We start from the raw sequence: 12,918 nt of genomic DNA, 5'->3' as shown, positions 1-12,918 counted from the left end.
CTTCTCCTATGCGATCTCTGCCGGCGTGATGCCGAAGGGCGCGAGCCCGGCCGCGCCGCCGTCGGGCGCCGTCAGCACCCAGATGCCGCCATCGTGCACGGCGACGCTGTGTTCCCAGTGCGAGCCCGCGGTTCCGTCGAGCGTGGAGACGGTCCAGTCGTCGTCCTCGACGAACGTCGCCTGATCCCCGATCACCACCATCGGCTCGATCGCCAGCACCAGGCCGGGACGGACCTCAGGCCCGGGATCGGACACCCGGTAGTTGAACACCGACGGCGCTTCGTGCATCTTGCGCCCGATGCCGTGCCCGACGTACTCGCGGAGGATGCCGTACCCCGGCTCGGGGGCGTTCGCCTCGATGTGCGACTGAATCGCGGCGCCGACCTCGCCGAGGTGCTTCGCGGTCGCGAGCGAGGCGATGCCTGCCCACAGCGATCCCTCGGTCACATCGGACAGTCTCTGCCGAGCCGCGACGACCTCCGGTCGGGACGGATCGTCGAGGACCACGGTGAATGCCGAGTCGCCGTTCCAGCCCTTGAACTCGGCGCCGGCGTCGACCGAGAGGATGTCGCCCGGCTCCAGGACGCGATCACCCGGGATGCCGTGCACGACCTGCTCGTTCACGGAGGCGCAGATCGTGTGGCGGTACCCGCGCACCATCTGGAAGTTGGACTTCGCGCCGCGGGCGGTGATGACGGCGGATGCCGCGGCATCGAGCTGACCCGTCGTGACGCCCGGCGCGATCAGCGCGCGCGCCGCGTCGAGCGCGGCGGCGGTGATCAGTCCGGGCTCCACCATCGCCCGCATCTGGGCGGGCGTCTTGTAGATCGAGCGTCGCAGCGACACGGGTTCAGGCTGCGGCAGGGCGGGCGAGCCCGCGCGCCTCGAGCGACGCCACGATGCGGTCGGTGATCTCGTCGAGACTGCCGACCCCATCGACCGCGTCGACGATGCCGCGCGTGCCGTACACGCCGAGGATCGGCGCCGTCTCACGCTCGTAGATCGCCAGCCGGTTCGCGATGACCTCTTCGGTGTCATCGGTGCGCCCCTGCTCCTGCGCCCGCAGCGACAGGCGTGCGATGCTCTCGTCGCGCGGGACGCTGAGCTCGATGACCGCGTCGAGGCTCTCGTCGCGGCCCTCGAGGAACTCTTCGAGGTGCATGACCTGCGTCAGGTTCCGGGGGTAGCCGTCGAGGAGGAACCCGCCCTGGGCGTCGGCGTGCGACAGGCGGTCGCGCACGACCGCGCTCGTCAGCTCGTCCGACACCAGGTCGCCGGCCTCGATGATCGCCTTGACCTGCTCGCCCAGTTCGGTGCCGGCGGCGACCGCGGCGCGGAACACGTCGCCGGTCGAGATCGCCGGGATGCCGAACGCCTGCGCGATGCGAACGCCCTGCGTCCCCTTGCCCGAACCCTGCGGACCCACGATGAGCAGCCGCGTCATCGCAGAAGGCCCTCGTAGTGACGCTGCTGGAGCTGCGCATCGATCTGCTTCACGGTCTCGAGACCGACACCGACGATGATCAGGATCGATGCGCCGCCGAACGGGAAGTTCTGGTTGGCGCCGACCGTGGCCAGGGCGATGAGCGGAAGCAGGGCGATGCAGCCCAGGTACAGCGAGCCGGGCAGCGTGATGCGCGTCAGCACGTAGTCGAGGTACTCGGCGGTGGGACGACCGGCACGGATGCCGGGGATGAACCCGCCGTACTTCTTCATGTTGTCGGCGACCTCGACGGGGTTGAACGTGATCGCGACGTAGAAGTAGGTGAACCCGACGATGAGCAGGAAGTACACCAGCATGTAGATCGGGTGATCGCCGTTGGTGAAGTACTGCTGGATCCACGACACCCACGGCGGGATCTCGTTGTCGGCGTTCGGCTGCATGTTGAACTGCGCGATGAGCGCCGGGATGTACAGCAGCGACGAGGCGAAGATGACGGGCACGACGCCGGCCATGTTGACCTTGATCGGGATGTACGTGTTCGTGCCGCCGTAGGTGCGGCGTCCGACCATGCGCTTCGCGTACTGCACGGGAATGCGGCGCTGGGACTGCTCGACGAACACCACCAACGCGACGACCACGATGCCCACCGCGAGCACGAGCAGGAACACCTCGAAGCCGCGCGACTGCCAGATCGCCATCATCGACGCGGGGAACGCCGCCGCGATCGAGGTGAAGATGAGGAGCGACATGCCGTTGCCGATGCCGCGCTCGGTGACGAGCTCGGCGAACCACATGATGAGGCCGGTGCCGGCGGTCATCGTGATGATCATGAGCAGCTGCGCCCACCACGCGTCGTTGGTGAGCAGCTGCTCGCACTCGGGGATGCCCGTGGTGCCGAACAGCTGGCCGCTGCGGGCCACCGTCACGAGGGTCGTCGACTGCAGCAGTGCAAGTGCGATCGTGAGGTAGCGCGTGTACTGGGTGAGGCGCGCCTGGCCCGACTGGCCCTCCTTGTAGAGGGTCTCGAAGTGCGGGATGACGACGCGCAGCAGCTGGACGATGATCGTCGCGGTGATGTACGGCATGACGCCGAGCGCGAAGATCGACAGCTGAAGGAGCGCGCCGCCCGAGAACAGGTTGACGAGCGACAGCAGCCCCTGCGTGCCGGCCGACTGCTCGAGGCAGGACTGCACGTTGGGGAAGTCCACGAACGGTGCCGGAATATGGGCGCCGAAGCGGTACAGGGCGATGATCGCCAGGGTGAATGCGATCTTCCGCCGAAGGTCGGGAGTGCGGAAGACCCGCGCGATGGCGCTGAACAAGAGGATGCCTCCAGAGGGGATGCCGGCCCGCACGGCGACGTGCCGACGTCCAGGGTAACCCAGCGGGGGTCGGAGCAAGCTCCGACCCCCGACTGTGTGTACTACTTGACGGTGCCGCCCGCGGCGACGATCTTCTGCTCGGCGGAACCCGAGACCTTGTCGACCGACACGTTGAGCTTCACCGAGATGTCGCCGGTGCCGAGCACCTTGACCTTCTCGTTCTTGCGAACCGCACCCTTGGCGACCAGGTCGACGACGGTCACGTCGCCACCGGCCGGGTACAGCTCGGCGAGCTTGTCCAGGTTCACGACCTGGTACTCGACGCGGAACGGGTTCTTGAACCCGCGCAGCTTGGGGGTGCGCATGTGCAGCGGCATCTGCCCACCCTCGAAGCCGACCTTGACCTGGTAGCGGGCCTTCTGGCCCTTGGTGCCACGGCCGGCGGTCTTGCCCTTGGAGCCCTCACCACGACCGACACGGGTCTTGGCGGTGTTCGAGCCCGGGACGGGACGCAGGTGGTGCACCTTGAGCACGCCGGGACGCGATGCCGGAGCATCCGCCTTCGGAGCGGCCTTCTTCGCCGGAGCCTTCTTGGCGGCGGGCGCCTTCTCGGCCTTGTCCGCGGCGTCGGCCTTGTCGGCCTTCGCAGCAGGAGCCTTGGCGGGTGCCTTCTTCGCGGCAGCCGGCTTGTCGGCGGCGGCCTTTGCAGGCGCCTTCGCAGCGGCAGGCTTCTTGGCGGGAGCCTTCTTGGCAGGAGCCTTCGCCTCTGCCTCGACGGCCTCGTTCTTCTCGGCCTTCTCAGCCATTAGTCGATCTCCTCAACCTTCACGAGGTGTGCGACGGTCTTGACGTAGCCGCGCGTCTGCGCGTCGTCGGGACGGACGACCGAGTCGCCGATCCGCTTGAGACCGAGCGAACGCAGCGTGTCACGCTGGTTCTGCTTCTCACTCACCTTGGACTTGACCTGGGTAACCTTCAGGCGCGCAGCCATCAGACACCTGCCTTCGCAGCAGCCGCGGCCTCGGCCTCGGCACGGACGAGACGGGCGGGGGCGACCTGGTCGAACTCGAGGCCGCGACGCGCGGCGACCGCACGGGGCTCCTCGAGCTGCTTCAGGGCCTCCACCGTCGCGTGGACGATGTTGATCGTGTTCGACGAGCCGAGCGACTTCGAGAGGACATCATGGATGCCTGCGCACTCGAGGACGGCGCGGACCGGGCCACCGGCGATGACACCGGTACCTGCACCGGCGGGGCGCAGGAGCACCACACCGGCAGCGGCCTCACCCTGCACGGGGTGCGGGATGGTCGAGCCGACGCGGGGCACGCGGAAGAAGTTGCGCTTGGCCTCTTCGACACCCTTCGAGATGGCCAGGGGCACCTCACGGGCCTTGCCGTAGCCGACACCCACGACGCCGTTTCCGTCGCCGACGACGACGAGCGCGGTGAAGCTGAAGCGACGACCGCCCTTGACGACCTTCGACACGCGGTTGATCGTGACGACGCGCTCCAGGAACTGGCTCTTGTCGGCATCGCGCGAACCGCGGTCACGCTGGTTCTGGTTGCGCTCGCGACCGCCGCGACGCGGCTCGCGCTCACGCTCGGCGGGCGCCTCAGTGGTCGTGGCGGCAGCAGCCTGCTCGGTCACTTCGGTCTCCACGGGGTTGTTGGTTGTTTCGCTCACAGGTTCAGACCTCCTTCGCGAGCGCCGTCGGCGATCGCCGCGACACGGCCCGCGTAGCGGTTGCCACCGCGGTCGAACACGACGTCCGAGACGCCGGCGGCCTTCGCACGCTCAGCGACGAGCTCGCCGACCTTGCGGGCCTTGGCGGTCTTGTCACCGTCGAACGTGCGCAGATCGGTCTCGAGGGTCGAGGCCGAGGCCACGGTGCGGCCCTTGCTGTCGTCCACGACCTGCACGAAGACGTGGCGGGCCGAACGGGTGACGACGAGGCGCGGACGCTGCTCGGTGCCGACGACCTTCTTGCGAAGGCGGGCGTGACGACGCGAACGCGCGTCGGTCTTCGACTTCACAGCCATGGTTACTTACCAGCCTTTCCGGCCTTGCGCCGAACGACCTCGCCGGCGTAGCGCACACCCTTGCCCTTGTACGGCTCGGGCTTGCGGATCTTGCGGATGTTGGCAGCCGCCTCACCGACGGCCTGCTTGTCGATGCCGCTCACGGTGAGCTTGTTGTTGCCCTCGACCGTGAAGGTGATGCCCGCGGGCGGGTCGACGAGGACGGGGTGCGAGAAGCCGAGGGCGAACTCGACCGAGCTGCCCTTCTGGGCGACGCGGTAACCCGTACCGACGACCTCGAGGCCCTTGGTGTAGCCCTCGGTGACACCGATGATGTTGTTGTTGATGAGCGTGCGGGTCAGGCCGTGCAGCGAGCGCGAAGCGCGCTCGTCGTCGGGACGGGTCACGACGACCTGGCCCTCTTCGACCTTGACCTCGATGGGGCGCGCCACGGTGAGCGAGAGCTCGCCCTTGGGGCCCTTGACCGCGACAGCCTGGCCGTCGACCGTGATGGTCACACCGGCGGGGATGTCGATCGGGAGACGTCCGATTCGCGACATGTCAGATCACCACACGTAGGCGAGGACTTCCCCACCCACGCCCTTCTGCTCGGCCTGACGGTCGGTGAGAAGACCGGAGGAGGTGGAAAGGATGGCGACGCCGAGGCCACCGAGGACGGTGGGGATCTCGGTCGACTTCGCGTAGACGCGAAGACCGGGCTTCGAGACGCGCTTGATGCCGGCGATCGACCGCTCGCGGTTCGGGCCGTACTTGAGGGTCAGCGTGAGGGTCTGGCCGACGCGTGCATCGGTGACCTCCCAAGCCGAGATGTAGCCCTCCTGCTTGAGGATGGCGGCAATGTGCGTCTTGAGCTTCGAGCTCGGCAGCGACACGGTGTCGTGGTGTGCCGAGTTGGCGTTGCGCAGACGGGTCAGCATGTCTGCGACCGGGTCTGTCATTGTCATTTCTTGATTCCTTTGTTCATGAGGTTTCGGCTGCCGTTACACGACAGACGACCTTCTATGAGTGCCCCGGGAGCCGGCGGCTCCCGGGGACTTCATCGGCTCAGGCCTGAGCATCCTCGTTGCGGAACGGGAAGCCGAGGTGACGCAGGAGCGCCCGGCCCTCGGCATCCGTCTTCGCCGACGTCACCACGGTGATGTCGAACCCGCGGACGCGGTCGATCTTGTCCTGGTTGATCTCGTGGAACACGGACTGCTCCTGGAGACCGAACGTGTAGTTGCCGTTCCCGTCGAACTGAGCGCCCGAGAGACCACGGAAGTCGCGGATGCGGGGCAGCGCGAGGTTCACGAGGCGGTCCACGAACTCCCACGCGCGGTCGCCGCGGAGGGTGACGTGCGCGCCGATGGCCTGGCCCTCGCGCAGCTTGAACTGCGCGATGGACTTGCGGGCCTTGGTGACGATCGGCTTCTGGCCGGTGATCTTGGTGAGGTCGTCGACCGCGCCATCGATCACCTTGCTGTCGCGAGCTGCCTCGCCGACACCGGTGTTCACCACGACCTTGACGAGACCGGGGATCTGCATGACGTTCGGGTAGCCGAACTCCTCCTGCAGGGCCTTCTTGATCTCGGCGTTGTACTTCTGCTTCAGGCGGGGCTGGATCTTGCCAGCCGCCGCGGCAGTGGCGGTGCTCATATTCAGAGGTCCTTGCCTGACTTCTTGGCGAAGCGCACGCGGACGGTGCGCTTCACGCCGTCCTTCGTCTGCTCCTCGACCCGGTGGCCGACCTTGGTCGGCTTCTTGGTCGAGGGGTCGACGACGGCGACGTTGGAGATGTGGATGGGGGCTTCGAAGGTCTCGATGCCGCCCGTCTTGGTGCCGCGCTGGGTCTGGCCCACACGCGTGTGCTTGGTGACGTAGTTCACGCCCTCGACGATGACGCGGTTCTGCTCGACGAGGACCTCGAGGACCTTGCCCTGCTTGCCGCGATCGCCGCCGCGCTCGGGCTTGGCGCCCGAGATGACCTGAACCAGGTCGCCCTTCTTGATCTTCGCCATGACTAAATGACCTCCGGCGCGAGCGAGACGATCTTCATGAACTTCTTGTCGCGAAGCTCACGACCGACCGGTCCGAAGATGCGGGTGCCGCGGGGCTCCCCGTCGCTCTTCAGGATCACGGCGGCGTTCTCGTCGAACTTGATGTACGAGCCGTCGGGACGACGGGTCTCCTTCTTGGTGCGGACGACGACGGCCTTGACCACGTCGCCCTTCTTCACGTTGCCGCCGGGGATCGCATCCTTCACCGTGGCCACGATGATGTCGCCCAGACCGGCGTACCGGCGGTGCGAGCCACCGAGCACGCGGATCGTGAGCAGCTCCTTGGCGCCGGTGTTGTCGGCGACCTTCAGGCGGGACTCCTGCTGAATCACTTGTTACTCCTTGGGTTCCAAGCCAGCCCGAGGGCTTACTTGGCCTTCTCGAGGATCTCGACCAGGCGCCAGCGCTTGGTGGCGCTCAGCGGGCGGGTCTCGTTGATGAGGACGAGGTCGCCGATGCCGGCGGTGTTGCCCTCGTCGTGCGCCTTGACCTTCGACGTACGACGGATGACCTTGCCGTAGAGGGGGTGCTTAACGCGGTCCTCGACCTCGACGACGATCGTCTTGTCCATCTTGTCGCTCACGACGTAGCCGCGGCGCGACTTGCGGTAGCCACGCGCGTCGGCGTCGCGCACATCGTGCGCGGACGACTCGTGACCCGCAGCCTGGACGGGCGCGACCTCGGCGGCAGCCGCCTTGGCGGGAGCCTTCTTGGCGGGCGCCTTCTTTTCGGTGGTCTCAGCCATCACTCGGCCTCTTCCTTCACGGCCTCGTCAGCGGCATCCGCCTTCTTGGCCTTCGTCTTCTTCGCCTTCGTCGTGGTCTCCAGCGGCGCGGGCGTGGCACGGATGCCGAGCTCGCGCTCACGGATCACGGTGTAGAGCCGCGCGATGTCGCGCTTGACCGCACGGATGCGGCCGTGGCTCTCGAGCTGGCCGGTGGCCGACTGGAAGCGCAGGTTGAACAGCTCTTCCTTGGCCTTGCGCAGCTCCTCGACGAGGCGCTGGTCTTCGAACGTGTCGAGCTCGCTCGGAGCGAGCGTCTTGGTGCCGATCGCCATTACGCGTCGCCCTCCTCGCGCTTGATGATGCGTGCCTTGAGAGGCAGCTTGTGGATTGCACGGGTCAGGGCCTCACGAGCGAGTTCCTCGTTGACGCCGGCGACCTCGAAGAGGACGCGACCCGGCTTGACGTTCGCGACCCACCACTCCGGCGAACCCTTACCGGAACCCATGCGGGTTTCGGCCGGCTTCTTCGTGAGCGGACGGTCGGGGTAGATGTTGATCCACACCTTTCCGCCACGCTTGATGTGACGCGTCATCGCGATACGAGCGGACTCGATCTGACGGTTCGTCACGTAAGCGGGGGTGAGGGCCTGGATGCCGAACTCACCGAACGACACCTTGGTGCCACCGGTGGCCTGGCCCGAGCGACCCGGGTGGTGCTGCTTGCGGTACTTGACCTTGCGGGGGATAAGCATTACGCCGATGCTCCTTCTGCGACGGGGGCCTCGTTGCGGGGGCCACGACGCGGACGGTCGTTGCGGTCACGCGACGACTTCGGCGCGTTGGCCTGCTCGCGCGCGAGTTCCTTGTTGGTGAGGTCGCCCTTGTAGATCCAGACCTTCACGCCGATGCGGCCGAAGGTGGTCTTCGCCTCGTAGAAGCCGTAGTCGATGTTCGCGCGCAGCGTGTGCAGCGGCACACGACCCTCGCGGTAGAACTCCGAACGGCTCATCTCAGCGCCGCCGAGGCGGCCGGAGACCTGGATGCGGACGCCCTTGGCGCCGGCACGCTGAGCACCCTGCAGGCCCTTGCGCATCGCGCGGCGGAAAGCCACGCGGGCGCTGAGCTGCTCGGCGATGCCCTGTGCGACGAGCTGAGCATCGGCCTCGGGGTTCTTGACCTCGAGGATGTTCAGCTGGATCTGCTTGCCGGTGAGCTTCTCGAGGTCGGCGCGGATGCGCTCGGCCTCGGCGCCGCGGCGGCCGATCACGATGCCCGGGCGGGCGGTGTGGATGTCGACGCGGACGCGGTCACGCGTGCGCTCGATCTCGATGTTGCTGACGCCGGCGCGGTCGAGCGACGTCGTCAGCAGGCGACGGATCTTGATGTCCTCGGCCACGTAGTCGGCGTAGCGCTGTCCGGGCTTCGTCGAGTCCGAGAACCAACGCGACACGTGGTCCGTGGTGATGCCGAGGCGGAAGCCGTACGGGTTGACCTTCTGGCCCATTACTTGCTCGCCTTCTTCGTCGTGGCAGCCGGTGCCGCCTCAGCGACCTCGGGCGTCGAGAGCACGACCGTGATGTGGCTCGTGCGCTTCTTGATCTGGAACGCGCGACCCTGTGCACGGGGCTGGAAACGCTTGAGCGTCGTGCCCTCGTCGACGTACGCGTTGGCCACGTACAGGTCCTGCTCGTCCAGGTACTCGCCGTCCTTGTCGGCCTTCACGCGAGCGTTCGCGATCGCCGAGGCGACGAGCTTGTAGATCGGCTCGCTCGCGCTCTGCGGCGCGAACTTGAGGATGGCCAGGGCCTCCTCGGCCTGCTTGCCCTTGATGAGGGCGACGACACGACGAGCCTTCTGAGGGGTCACGCGGATGTGTCGCACACGTGCGATGGACTCCACCATTTCTCTCTCCTCTTTCGTCCCCGCCTTAGCGGCGACGGCCCTTCTTGTCGTCCTTCACGTGGCCGCGGAAGGTGCGGGTGGGCGCGAATTCGCCCAGTTTGTGGCCGACCATGCTCTCGGTCACGAACACGGGGATGTGCTTGCGACCGTCGTGGACGGCGATGGTGTGACCGAGCATGACCGGAACGATCATGGAACGGCGCGACCAGGTCTTGATGACGTTCTTGGAACCGGCTTCGTTCTGGACGACGACCTTGCGAAGCAGGTGCTCGTCGACGAAGGGGCCCTTCTTAAGACTGCGTGGCATCTTCCTCTACTCCTACTTGCGCTTCTTGCCGGCGTTGCGACGGCGAACGATGTACTTGTCGCTTTCCTTGTTCGCGTGACGGGTGCGGCCTTCGGCCTGGCCCCACGGCGAAACAGGGTGACGACCACCAGAGGTCTTGCCCTCGCCACCACCGTGCGGGTGGTCGACGGGGTTCATCGCGACACCGCGGACGGTCGGGCGGATGCCCTTCCAGCGGTTGCGGCCGGCCTTGCCCCAGTTGATGTTCGACTGCTCGGCGTTGCCGACCTCGCCGATCGTCGCGCGGCAGCGGGCATCCACGTTGCGGATCTCGCCCGAGGGGAGACGCAGCTGCGCGTACGGGCCGTCCTTCGCGACGAGGCGCACCGACACACCCGCGGAGCGGGCCATCTTCGCGCCGCCGCCGGGACGGAGCTCGATCGCGTGGATCACGGTACCGGTGGGGATGTTGCGCAGCGGCAGGTTGTTGCCGGGCTTGATGTCGGCGCCCGGACCGGACTCGACCACGTCGCCCTGCGACAGCTTGTTCGGCGCGATGATGTAGCGCTTCTCGCCGTCCGCGTAGTGCAGGAGCGCGATGCGCGCCGTGCGGTTGGGGTCGTACTCGATGTGAGCGACCTTGGCGTTGATGCCGTCCTTGTCGTTGCGACGGAAGTCGATGACGCGGTACTGGCGCTTGTGGCCACCGCCGATGTGGCGGGTGGTGATGCGGCCCTGGTTGTTGCGGCCACCGGTCTTGCTCAGCGGGCGGAGGAGCGACTTCTCAGGCGTCGATCGGGTGATCTCGGCGAAGTCGGCCACCGACGAGCCGCGGCGACCCGGGGTCGTGGGCTTGTACTTGCGAATAGCCATATCTCTAGTCCTCTATCCCGACCGTCAGCCGACTGCCGTGAAGATGTCGATGGTGCCCGACTTCAGGGTCACGATGGCGCGCTTGGTGTCCTTGCGCTTGCCGGTGCCGAAGCGGGTGCGGCGGGCCTTGCCGACGCGGTTGAGCGTGTTGACCGCTGCGACCTTGACGCCGAAGATCTTCTCGATGGCGAGCTTGATCTCGGTCTTCGAAGCGCGGGGGTCCACGAGGAACGTGTACTTGCCCTCGTCGATGAGCCCGTAGCTCTTCTCGGAGACGACCGGCTTCAGGATGATGTCGCGCGGGTCCTTGTTCACGGCGGTCATGCCGAGACCTCCTCGGTGGAGCCGGCCTTCGACGCGACGAATCCGTCGTAGGCGGCCTTGGTGAAGACGATGTCGTCCGAGACGAGCACGTCGTAGGCGTTCAGCTGGTCGAAGTACAGCACGTGGACGTACGCGAGGTTGCGGACGCTCAGGATGCTGAGCTCGTCATCACGGGTGATGACGACCATGACGTTCTTGGTCGGGGCGAGCGCCGCGAGAACCGCAGCGGCGGCCTTCGTGGACGGAGCACCCTCGATGCCGAAGGAGTCGACGATGTGCAGACGGCCACCACGAGCACGGTCGCTGAGCGAGCCCAGGAGGGCAGCCGCGATCATCTTCTTGGGGGTGCGCTGCGAGTAGTCGCGCGGCTTCGGTCCGTGGACGATGCCACCACCGGTCATGTGCGGCGCACGGATCGAGCCCTGACGGGCGTTACCCGTGCCCTTCTGCTTGAAGGGCTTGCGGCCGGCGCCCGAGACCTCACCGCGACGCTTGGTCGAGTGGGTGCCCTGGCGAGCCGCCGCGCGCTGCGCGACGACGACCTGGTGGATCAGCGGGATGTTCGTCTTGACGTCGAAGATCGCGGCGGGCAGCTCAACGGAGCCGGCCTTCTTGCCATCGGCCTTGTGGACGTCGAGCGCGAGAGTCGAGTCAGCCATATGCTCAGGCCCCCTTCACTGCGTTGCGGACGTAGACGATGCGGCCACGAGCACCGGGGACGGCGCCCTTGACGAGCAGCAGACCCTTCTCGGCGTCGATGGCGTGCACCTTCAGGTTGAGGACGGTCACGCGCTCGCCACCCATACGGCCGGCCATGCGCATGCCCTTGAAGACGCGGCTCGGGGTCGACGATGCGCCGATCGAACCGGGCTTGCGGTGGTTGCGGTGTGCACCGTGCGAGGCGCCCATGCCCTTGAAGTTGTGACGCTTCATGACACCGGCGAAGCCCTTGCCCTTGCTCGTGCCGACGACGTCGACCAGCTGGCCGGCCTCGAAGGTGGCGTCGACCGTGAGCTCCTGACCGAGCGAGTAGTCGCCGGCGTCAGCGGTGCGCACCTCGGTGAGGTGGCGACGCGGCGTCACGCCTGCGGCCTCGAAGTGAGCCGTCAGCGGCTGGTTGACCTTACGGGGGTCGATCTGGCCGTAGGCGATCTGGACGGCCTTGTAGCCGTCCTTCTCGGGGGTGCGAACCTGGGTGACCACGTTCGGGGCAACCTCGATGACGGTGACGGGAACGAGCTTGCCGTTCTCATCCCAAACCTGGGTCATGCCGAGCTTGGTGCCCAGCAGGCCCTTCGAAATCTTGTTGTTGATGTCAGCCATGTCGAACCTCAGAGCTTGATCTCGATGTTGACATCGGCCGGCAGGTCAAGGCGCATCAGCGAGTCGACGGCCTTGGGCGTCGGGTCGATGATGTCGATCAGACGCTTGTGGGTGCGCATCTCGAAGTGCTCGCGGCTGTCCTTGTACTTGTGGGGCGACCGGATGACGCACACGACGTTCTTCTCGGTCGGAAGGGGCACGGGGCCCACGACGGTCGCGCCCGCACGGGTCACGGTGTCGACGATCTTGCGCGCCGACGAGTCAAGCCCGGCGTGGTCGTACGACTTCAGGCGAATGCGGATCTTCTGTCCCGCCATTGTCTGCTCTCTCTCTTTACGCGTCATACCGGCTCGAATTCCCCGAGGGCATTGGACGCACGGTGGCGCTCGCGCGCCAGGGCACTTCTGCACTGCTGTCGCAGTGCGTTGCTGCACCGCTGTTCTGATGTCAATCCGGATGCCTCGCCGAAACGCTGCTCCCGGCATCCGCCACCCGCTCGCACGCGAGAGGGACACTCTCGTGATGGAGGGGGTTTGAGATGTGGTGGTTCTTGCTGCCCGCGGCCTAGGACCCTGCGCTTTCGCGCCGCCTATGCACTGCCCTGGCAGTGATCCGGTGCACGCCAAAAGAGGCGCCGGAATGT

Annotated in this window: 23 protein-coding genes; all 23 read right to left on the bottom strand. The window is 66.8% G+C overall.

The annotated features are described in order from the left end of the window. Window positions 1-6: 6 nt before the first annotated feature. The 23 genes from map to rpsJ all read right to left on the bottom strand — a co-directional run bounded on the left by map (window position 7) and on the right by rpsJ (window position 12,592). Window positions 7-846 carry a type I methionyl aminopeptidase gene (map, locus tag EER34_RS08955; protein ID WP_205791437.1) on the bottom strand — a complete coding sequence of 280 codons (840 nt, stop codon included), beginning with the start codon at window positions 844-846 and terminating at the stop codon, window positions 7-9. 4 nt (window positions 847-850) lie between these two features. Then, the gene (locus tag EER34_RS08950) at window positions 851-1,444 is read right to left on the bottom strand and encodes an adenylate kinase (RefSeq protein ID WP_127474122.1); all 594 of its coding nucleotides are present in this window, start codon (window positions 1,442-1,444) and stop codon (window positions 851-853) included. Next, window positions 1,441-2,766, bottom strand: a complete 1,326-nt coding sequence (gene secY, locus EER34_RS08945; RefSeq protein ID WP_127474121.1) for a preprotein translocase subunit SecY — start codon at window positions 2,764-2,766, stop codon at window positions 1,441-1,443. The genes EER34_RS08950 and secY overlap by 4 nt, the downstream gene beginning before the upstream one ends. Window positions 2,767-2,867: 101 nt before the next feature. Then, entirely contained in the window at window positions 2,868-3,572 is a 705-nt protein-coding gene (gene rplO, locus EER34_RS08940; RefSeq protein ID WP_127474120.1) for a 50S ribosomal protein L15, read from the bottom strand. Then, window positions 3,572-3,757, bottom strand: a complete 186-nt coding sequence (gene rpmD / locus EER34_RS08935; RefSeq protein ID WP_023954062.1) for a 50S ribosomal protein L30 — start codon at window positions 3,755-3,757, stop codon at window positions 3,572-3,574. The genes rplO and rpmD overlap by 1 nt, the downstream gene beginning before the upstream one ends. Then, window positions 3,757-4,425, bottom strand: a complete 669-nt coding sequence (gene rpsE, locus EER34_RS08930) for a 30S ribosomal protein S5 (protein WP_420845971.1) — start codon at window positions 4,423-4,425, stop codon at window positions 3,757-3,759. The genes rpmD and rpsE overlap by 1 nt, the downstream gene beginning before the upstream one ends. Window positions 4,426-4,445: 20 nt before the next feature. Next, the gene (rplR, locus tag EER34_RS08925; protein WP_127474118.1) at window positions 4,446-4,805 is read right to left on the bottom strand and encodes a 50S ribosomal protein L18; all 360 of its coding nucleotides are present in this window, start codon (window positions 4,803-4,805) and stop codon (window positions 4,446-4,448) included. Between the two features lie 2 nt (window positions 4,806-4,807). After that, window positions 4,808-5,344, bottom strand: coding sequence for a 50S ribosomal protein L6 (gene rplF / locus EER34_RS08920; protein ID WP_127474117.1), 537 nt, complete (start codon window positions 5,342-5,344; stop codon window positions 4,808-4,810). Window positions 5,345-5,350: 6 nt separating this feature from the next. After that, complete coding sequence (gene rpsH, locus EER34_RS08915) at window positions 5,351-5,749, bottom strand: 30S ribosomal protein S8 (protein ID WP_127474116.1); 399 nt, start codon at window positions 5,747-5,749, stop codon at window positions 5,351-5,353. Between the two features lie 100 nt (window positions 5,750-5,849). Then, window positions 5,850-6,440: a 50S ribosomal protein L5 gene (gene rplE, locus EER34_RS08910; RefSeq protein WP_127474115.1), complete on the bottom strand. Its 591-nt coding sequence runs from the start codon at window positions 6,438-6,440 to the stop codon at window positions 5,850-5,852. 2 nt (window positions 6,441-6,442) lie between these two features. Further along, window positions 6,443-6,802, bottom strand: coding sequence for a 50S ribosomal protein L24 (gene rplX, locus EER34_RS08905; RefSeq protein WP_127474114.1), 360 nt, complete (start codon window positions 6,800-6,802; stop codon window positions 6,443-6,445). Between the two features lie 2 nt (window positions 6,803-6,804). Then, window positions 6,805-7,173 carry a 50S ribosomal protein L14 gene (rplN, locus tag EER34_RS08900; RefSeq protein WP_127474113.1) on the bottom strand — a complete coding sequence of 123 codons (369 nt, stop codon included), beginning with the start codon at window positions 7,171-7,173 and terminating at the stop codon, window positions 6,805-6,807. Window positions 7,174-7,208: 35 nt separating this feature from the next. Beyond that, the gene (gene rpsQ, locus EER34_RS17845) at window positions 7,209-7,586 is read right to left on the bottom strand and encodes a 30S ribosomal protein S17 (RefSeq protein WP_276317246.1); all 378 of its coding nucleotides are present in this window, start codon (window positions 7,584-7,586) and stop codon (window positions 7,209-7,211) included. Continuing rightward, window positions 7,586-7,900 (bottom strand): 50S ribosomal protein L29, encoded by a 315-nt coding sequence (rpmC, locus tag EER34_RS08890; protein ID WP_127474112.1) that lies wholly within the window; start codon window positions 7,898-7,900, stop codon window positions 7,586-7,588. The genes rpsQ and rpmC overlap by 1 nt, the downstream gene beginning before the upstream one ends. Continuing rightward, a complete protein-coding gene (rplP, locus tag EER34_RS08885) occupies window positions 7,900-8,319 on the bottom strand; it encodes a 50S ribosomal protein L16 (protein ID WP_018171451.1) in 420 nt (139 codons plus the stop codon). Before rplP ends, rpmC begins: the two co-directional genes overlap by 1 nt. Continuing rightward, window positions 8,319-9,071: a 30S ribosomal protein S3 gene (gene rpsC, locus EER34_RS08880; protein ID WP_127474111.1), complete on the bottom strand. Its 753-nt coding sequence runs from the start codon at window positions 9,069-9,071 to the stop codon at window positions 8,319-8,321. The genes rplP and rpsC overlap by 1 nt, the downstream gene beginning before the upstream one ends. Further along, the gene (rplV, locus tag EER34_RS08875; protein WP_127474110.1) at window positions 9,071-9,469 is read right to left on the bottom strand and encodes a 50S ribosomal protein L22; all 399 of its coding nucleotides are present in this window, start codon (window positions 9,467-9,469) and stop codon (window positions 9,071-9,073) included. Before rplV ends, rpsC begins: the two co-directional genes overlap by 1 nt. A gap of 25 nt (window positions 9,470-9,494) precedes the next feature. Continuing rightward, window positions 9,495-9,776 carry a 30S ribosomal protein S19 gene (rpsS, locus tag EER34_RS08870; protein WP_127474109.1) on the bottom strand — a complete coding sequence of 94 codons (282 nt, stop codon included), beginning with the start codon at window positions 9,774-9,776 and terminating at the stop codon, window positions 9,495-9,497. Window positions 9,777-9,788: 12 nt separating this feature from the next. Next, window positions 9,789-10,628, bottom strand: coding sequence for a 50S ribosomal protein L2 (gene rplB / locus EER34_RS08865; protein WP_127474108.1), 840 nt, complete (start codon window positions 10,626-10,628; stop codon window positions 9,789-9,791). 24 nt (window positions 10,629-10,652) lie between these two features. After that, entirely contained in the window at window positions 10,653-10,952 is a 300-nt protein-coding gene (gene rplW / locus EER34_RS08860; RefSeq protein WP_127474107.1) for a 50S ribosomal protein L23, read from the bottom strand. Continuing rightward, entirely contained in the window at window positions 10,949-11,611 is a 663-nt protein-coding gene (rplD, locus tag EER34_RS08855) for a 50S ribosomal protein L4 (RefSeq protein WP_127474106.1), read from the bottom strand. The genes rplW and rplD overlap by 4 nt, the downstream gene beginning before the upstream one ends. 4 nt (window positions 11,612-11,615) lie before the next feature. Further along, the gene (rplC, locus tag EER34_RS08850; RefSeq protein ID WP_127474105.1) at window positions 11,616-12,275 is read right to left on the bottom strand and encodes a 50S ribosomal protein L3; all 660 of its coding nucleotides are present in this window, start codon (window positions 12,273-12,275) and stop codon (window positions 11,616-11,618) included. Window positions 12,276-12,283: 8 nt separating this feature from the next. Further along, complete coding sequence (gene rpsJ / locus EER34_RS08845; RefSeq protein ID WP_013584016.1) at window positions 12,284-12,592, bottom strand: 30S ribosomal protein S10; 309 nt, start codon at window positions 12,590-12,592, stop codon at window positions 12,284-12,286. Window positions 12,593-12,918 lie beyond the last annotated feature (326 nt).

This window comes from Microbacterium sulfonylureivorans (genome assembly GCF_003999995.1).
GTDB lineage: Bacteria > Actinomycetota > Actinomycetes > Actinomycetales > Microbacteriaceae > Microbacterium > Microbacterium sulfonylureivorans.
This window is presented reverse-complemented; position numbering and strand designations above follow the sequence as displayed.

What these genes read in the sequence shown, in the direction of transcription:
- rpsQ (WP_276317246.1), bottom strand. Translation starts at nt 7,586, where the DNA reads ATGGCTGAGACCACCGAAAAGAAGGCGCCCGCCAAGAAGGCTCCCGCC.
- rpsJ (WP_013584016.1), bottom strand. Translation starts at nt 12,592, where the DNA reads ATGGCGGGACAGAAGATCCGCATTCGCCTGAAGTCGTACGACCACGCC.
- rplB (WP_127474108.1), bottom strand. Translation starts at nt 10,628, where the DNA reads ATGGCTATTCGCAAGTACAAGCCCACGACCCCGGGTCGCCGCGGCTCG.
- rpmC (WP_127474112.1), bottom strand. Translation starts at nt 7,900, where the DNA reads ATGGCGATCGGCACCAAGACGCTCGCTCCGAGCGAGCTCGACACGTTC.
- rplO (WP_127474120.1), bottom strand. Translation starts at nt 3,572, where the DNA reads ATGGCTGAGAAGGCCGAGAAGAACGAGGCCGTCGAGGCAGAGGCGAAG.
- rpsH (WP_127474116.1), bottom strand. Translation starts at nt 5,749, where the DNA reads ATGACAATGACAGACCCGGTCGCAGACATGCTGACCCGTCTGCGCAAC.
- EER34_RS08950 (WP_127474122.1), bottom strand. Translation starts at nt 1,444, where the DNA reads ATGACGCGGCTGCTCATCGTGGGTCCGCAGGGTTCGGGCAAGGGGACG.
- rplX (WP_127474114.1), bottom strand. Translation starts at nt 6,802, where the DNA reads ATGGCGAAGATCAAGAAGGGCGACCTGGTTCAGGTCATCTCGGGCGCC.
- rplD (WP_127474106.1), bottom strand. Translation starts at nt 11,611, where the DNA reads ATGGCTGACTCGACTCTCGCGCTCGACGTCCACAAGGCCGATGGCAAG.
- rplE (WP_127474115.1), bottom strand. Translation starts at nt 6,440, where the DNA reads ATGAGCACCGCCACTGCCGCGGCGGCTGGCAAGATCCAGCCCCGCCTG.
- rplP (WP_018171451.1), bottom strand. Translation starts at nt 8,319, where the DNA reads ATGCTTATCCCCCGCAAGGTCAAGTACCGCAAGCAGCACCACCCGGGT.
- rplR (WP_127474118.1), bottom strand. Translation starts at nt 4,805, where the DNA reads ATGGCTGTGAAGTCGAAGACCGACGCGCGTTCGCGTCGTCACGCCCGC.
- rplV (WP_127474110.1), bottom strand. Translation starts at nt 9,469, where the DNA reads ATGGTGGAGTCCATCGCACGTGTGCGACACATCCGCGTGACCCCTCAG.
- rplC (WP_127474105.1), bottom strand. Translation starts at nt 12,275, where the DNA reads ATGGCTGACATCAACAACAAGATTTCGAAGGGCCTGCTGGGCACCAAG.
- rpsC (WP_127474111.1), bottom strand. Translation starts at nt 9,071, where the DNA reads ATGGGCCAGAAGGTCAACCCGTACGGCTTCCGCCTCGGCATCACCACG.
- rplF (WP_127474117.1), bottom strand. Translation starts at nt 5,344, where the DNA reads ATGTCGCGAATCGGACGTCTCCCGATCGACATCCCCGCCGGTGTGACC.
- rpmD (WP_023954062.1), bottom strand. Translation starts at nt 3,757, where the DNA reads ATGGCTGCGCGCCTGAAGGTTACCCAGGTCAAGTCCAAGGTGAGTGAG.
- rpsS (WP_127474109.1), bottom strand. Translation starts at nt 9,776, where the DNA reads ATGCCACGCAGTCTTAAGAAGGGCCCCTTCGTCGACGAGCACCTGCTT.
- rplW (WP_127474107.1), bottom strand. Translation starts at nt 10,952, where the DNA reads ATGACCGCCGTGAACAAGGACCCGCGCGACATCATCCTGAAGCCGGTC.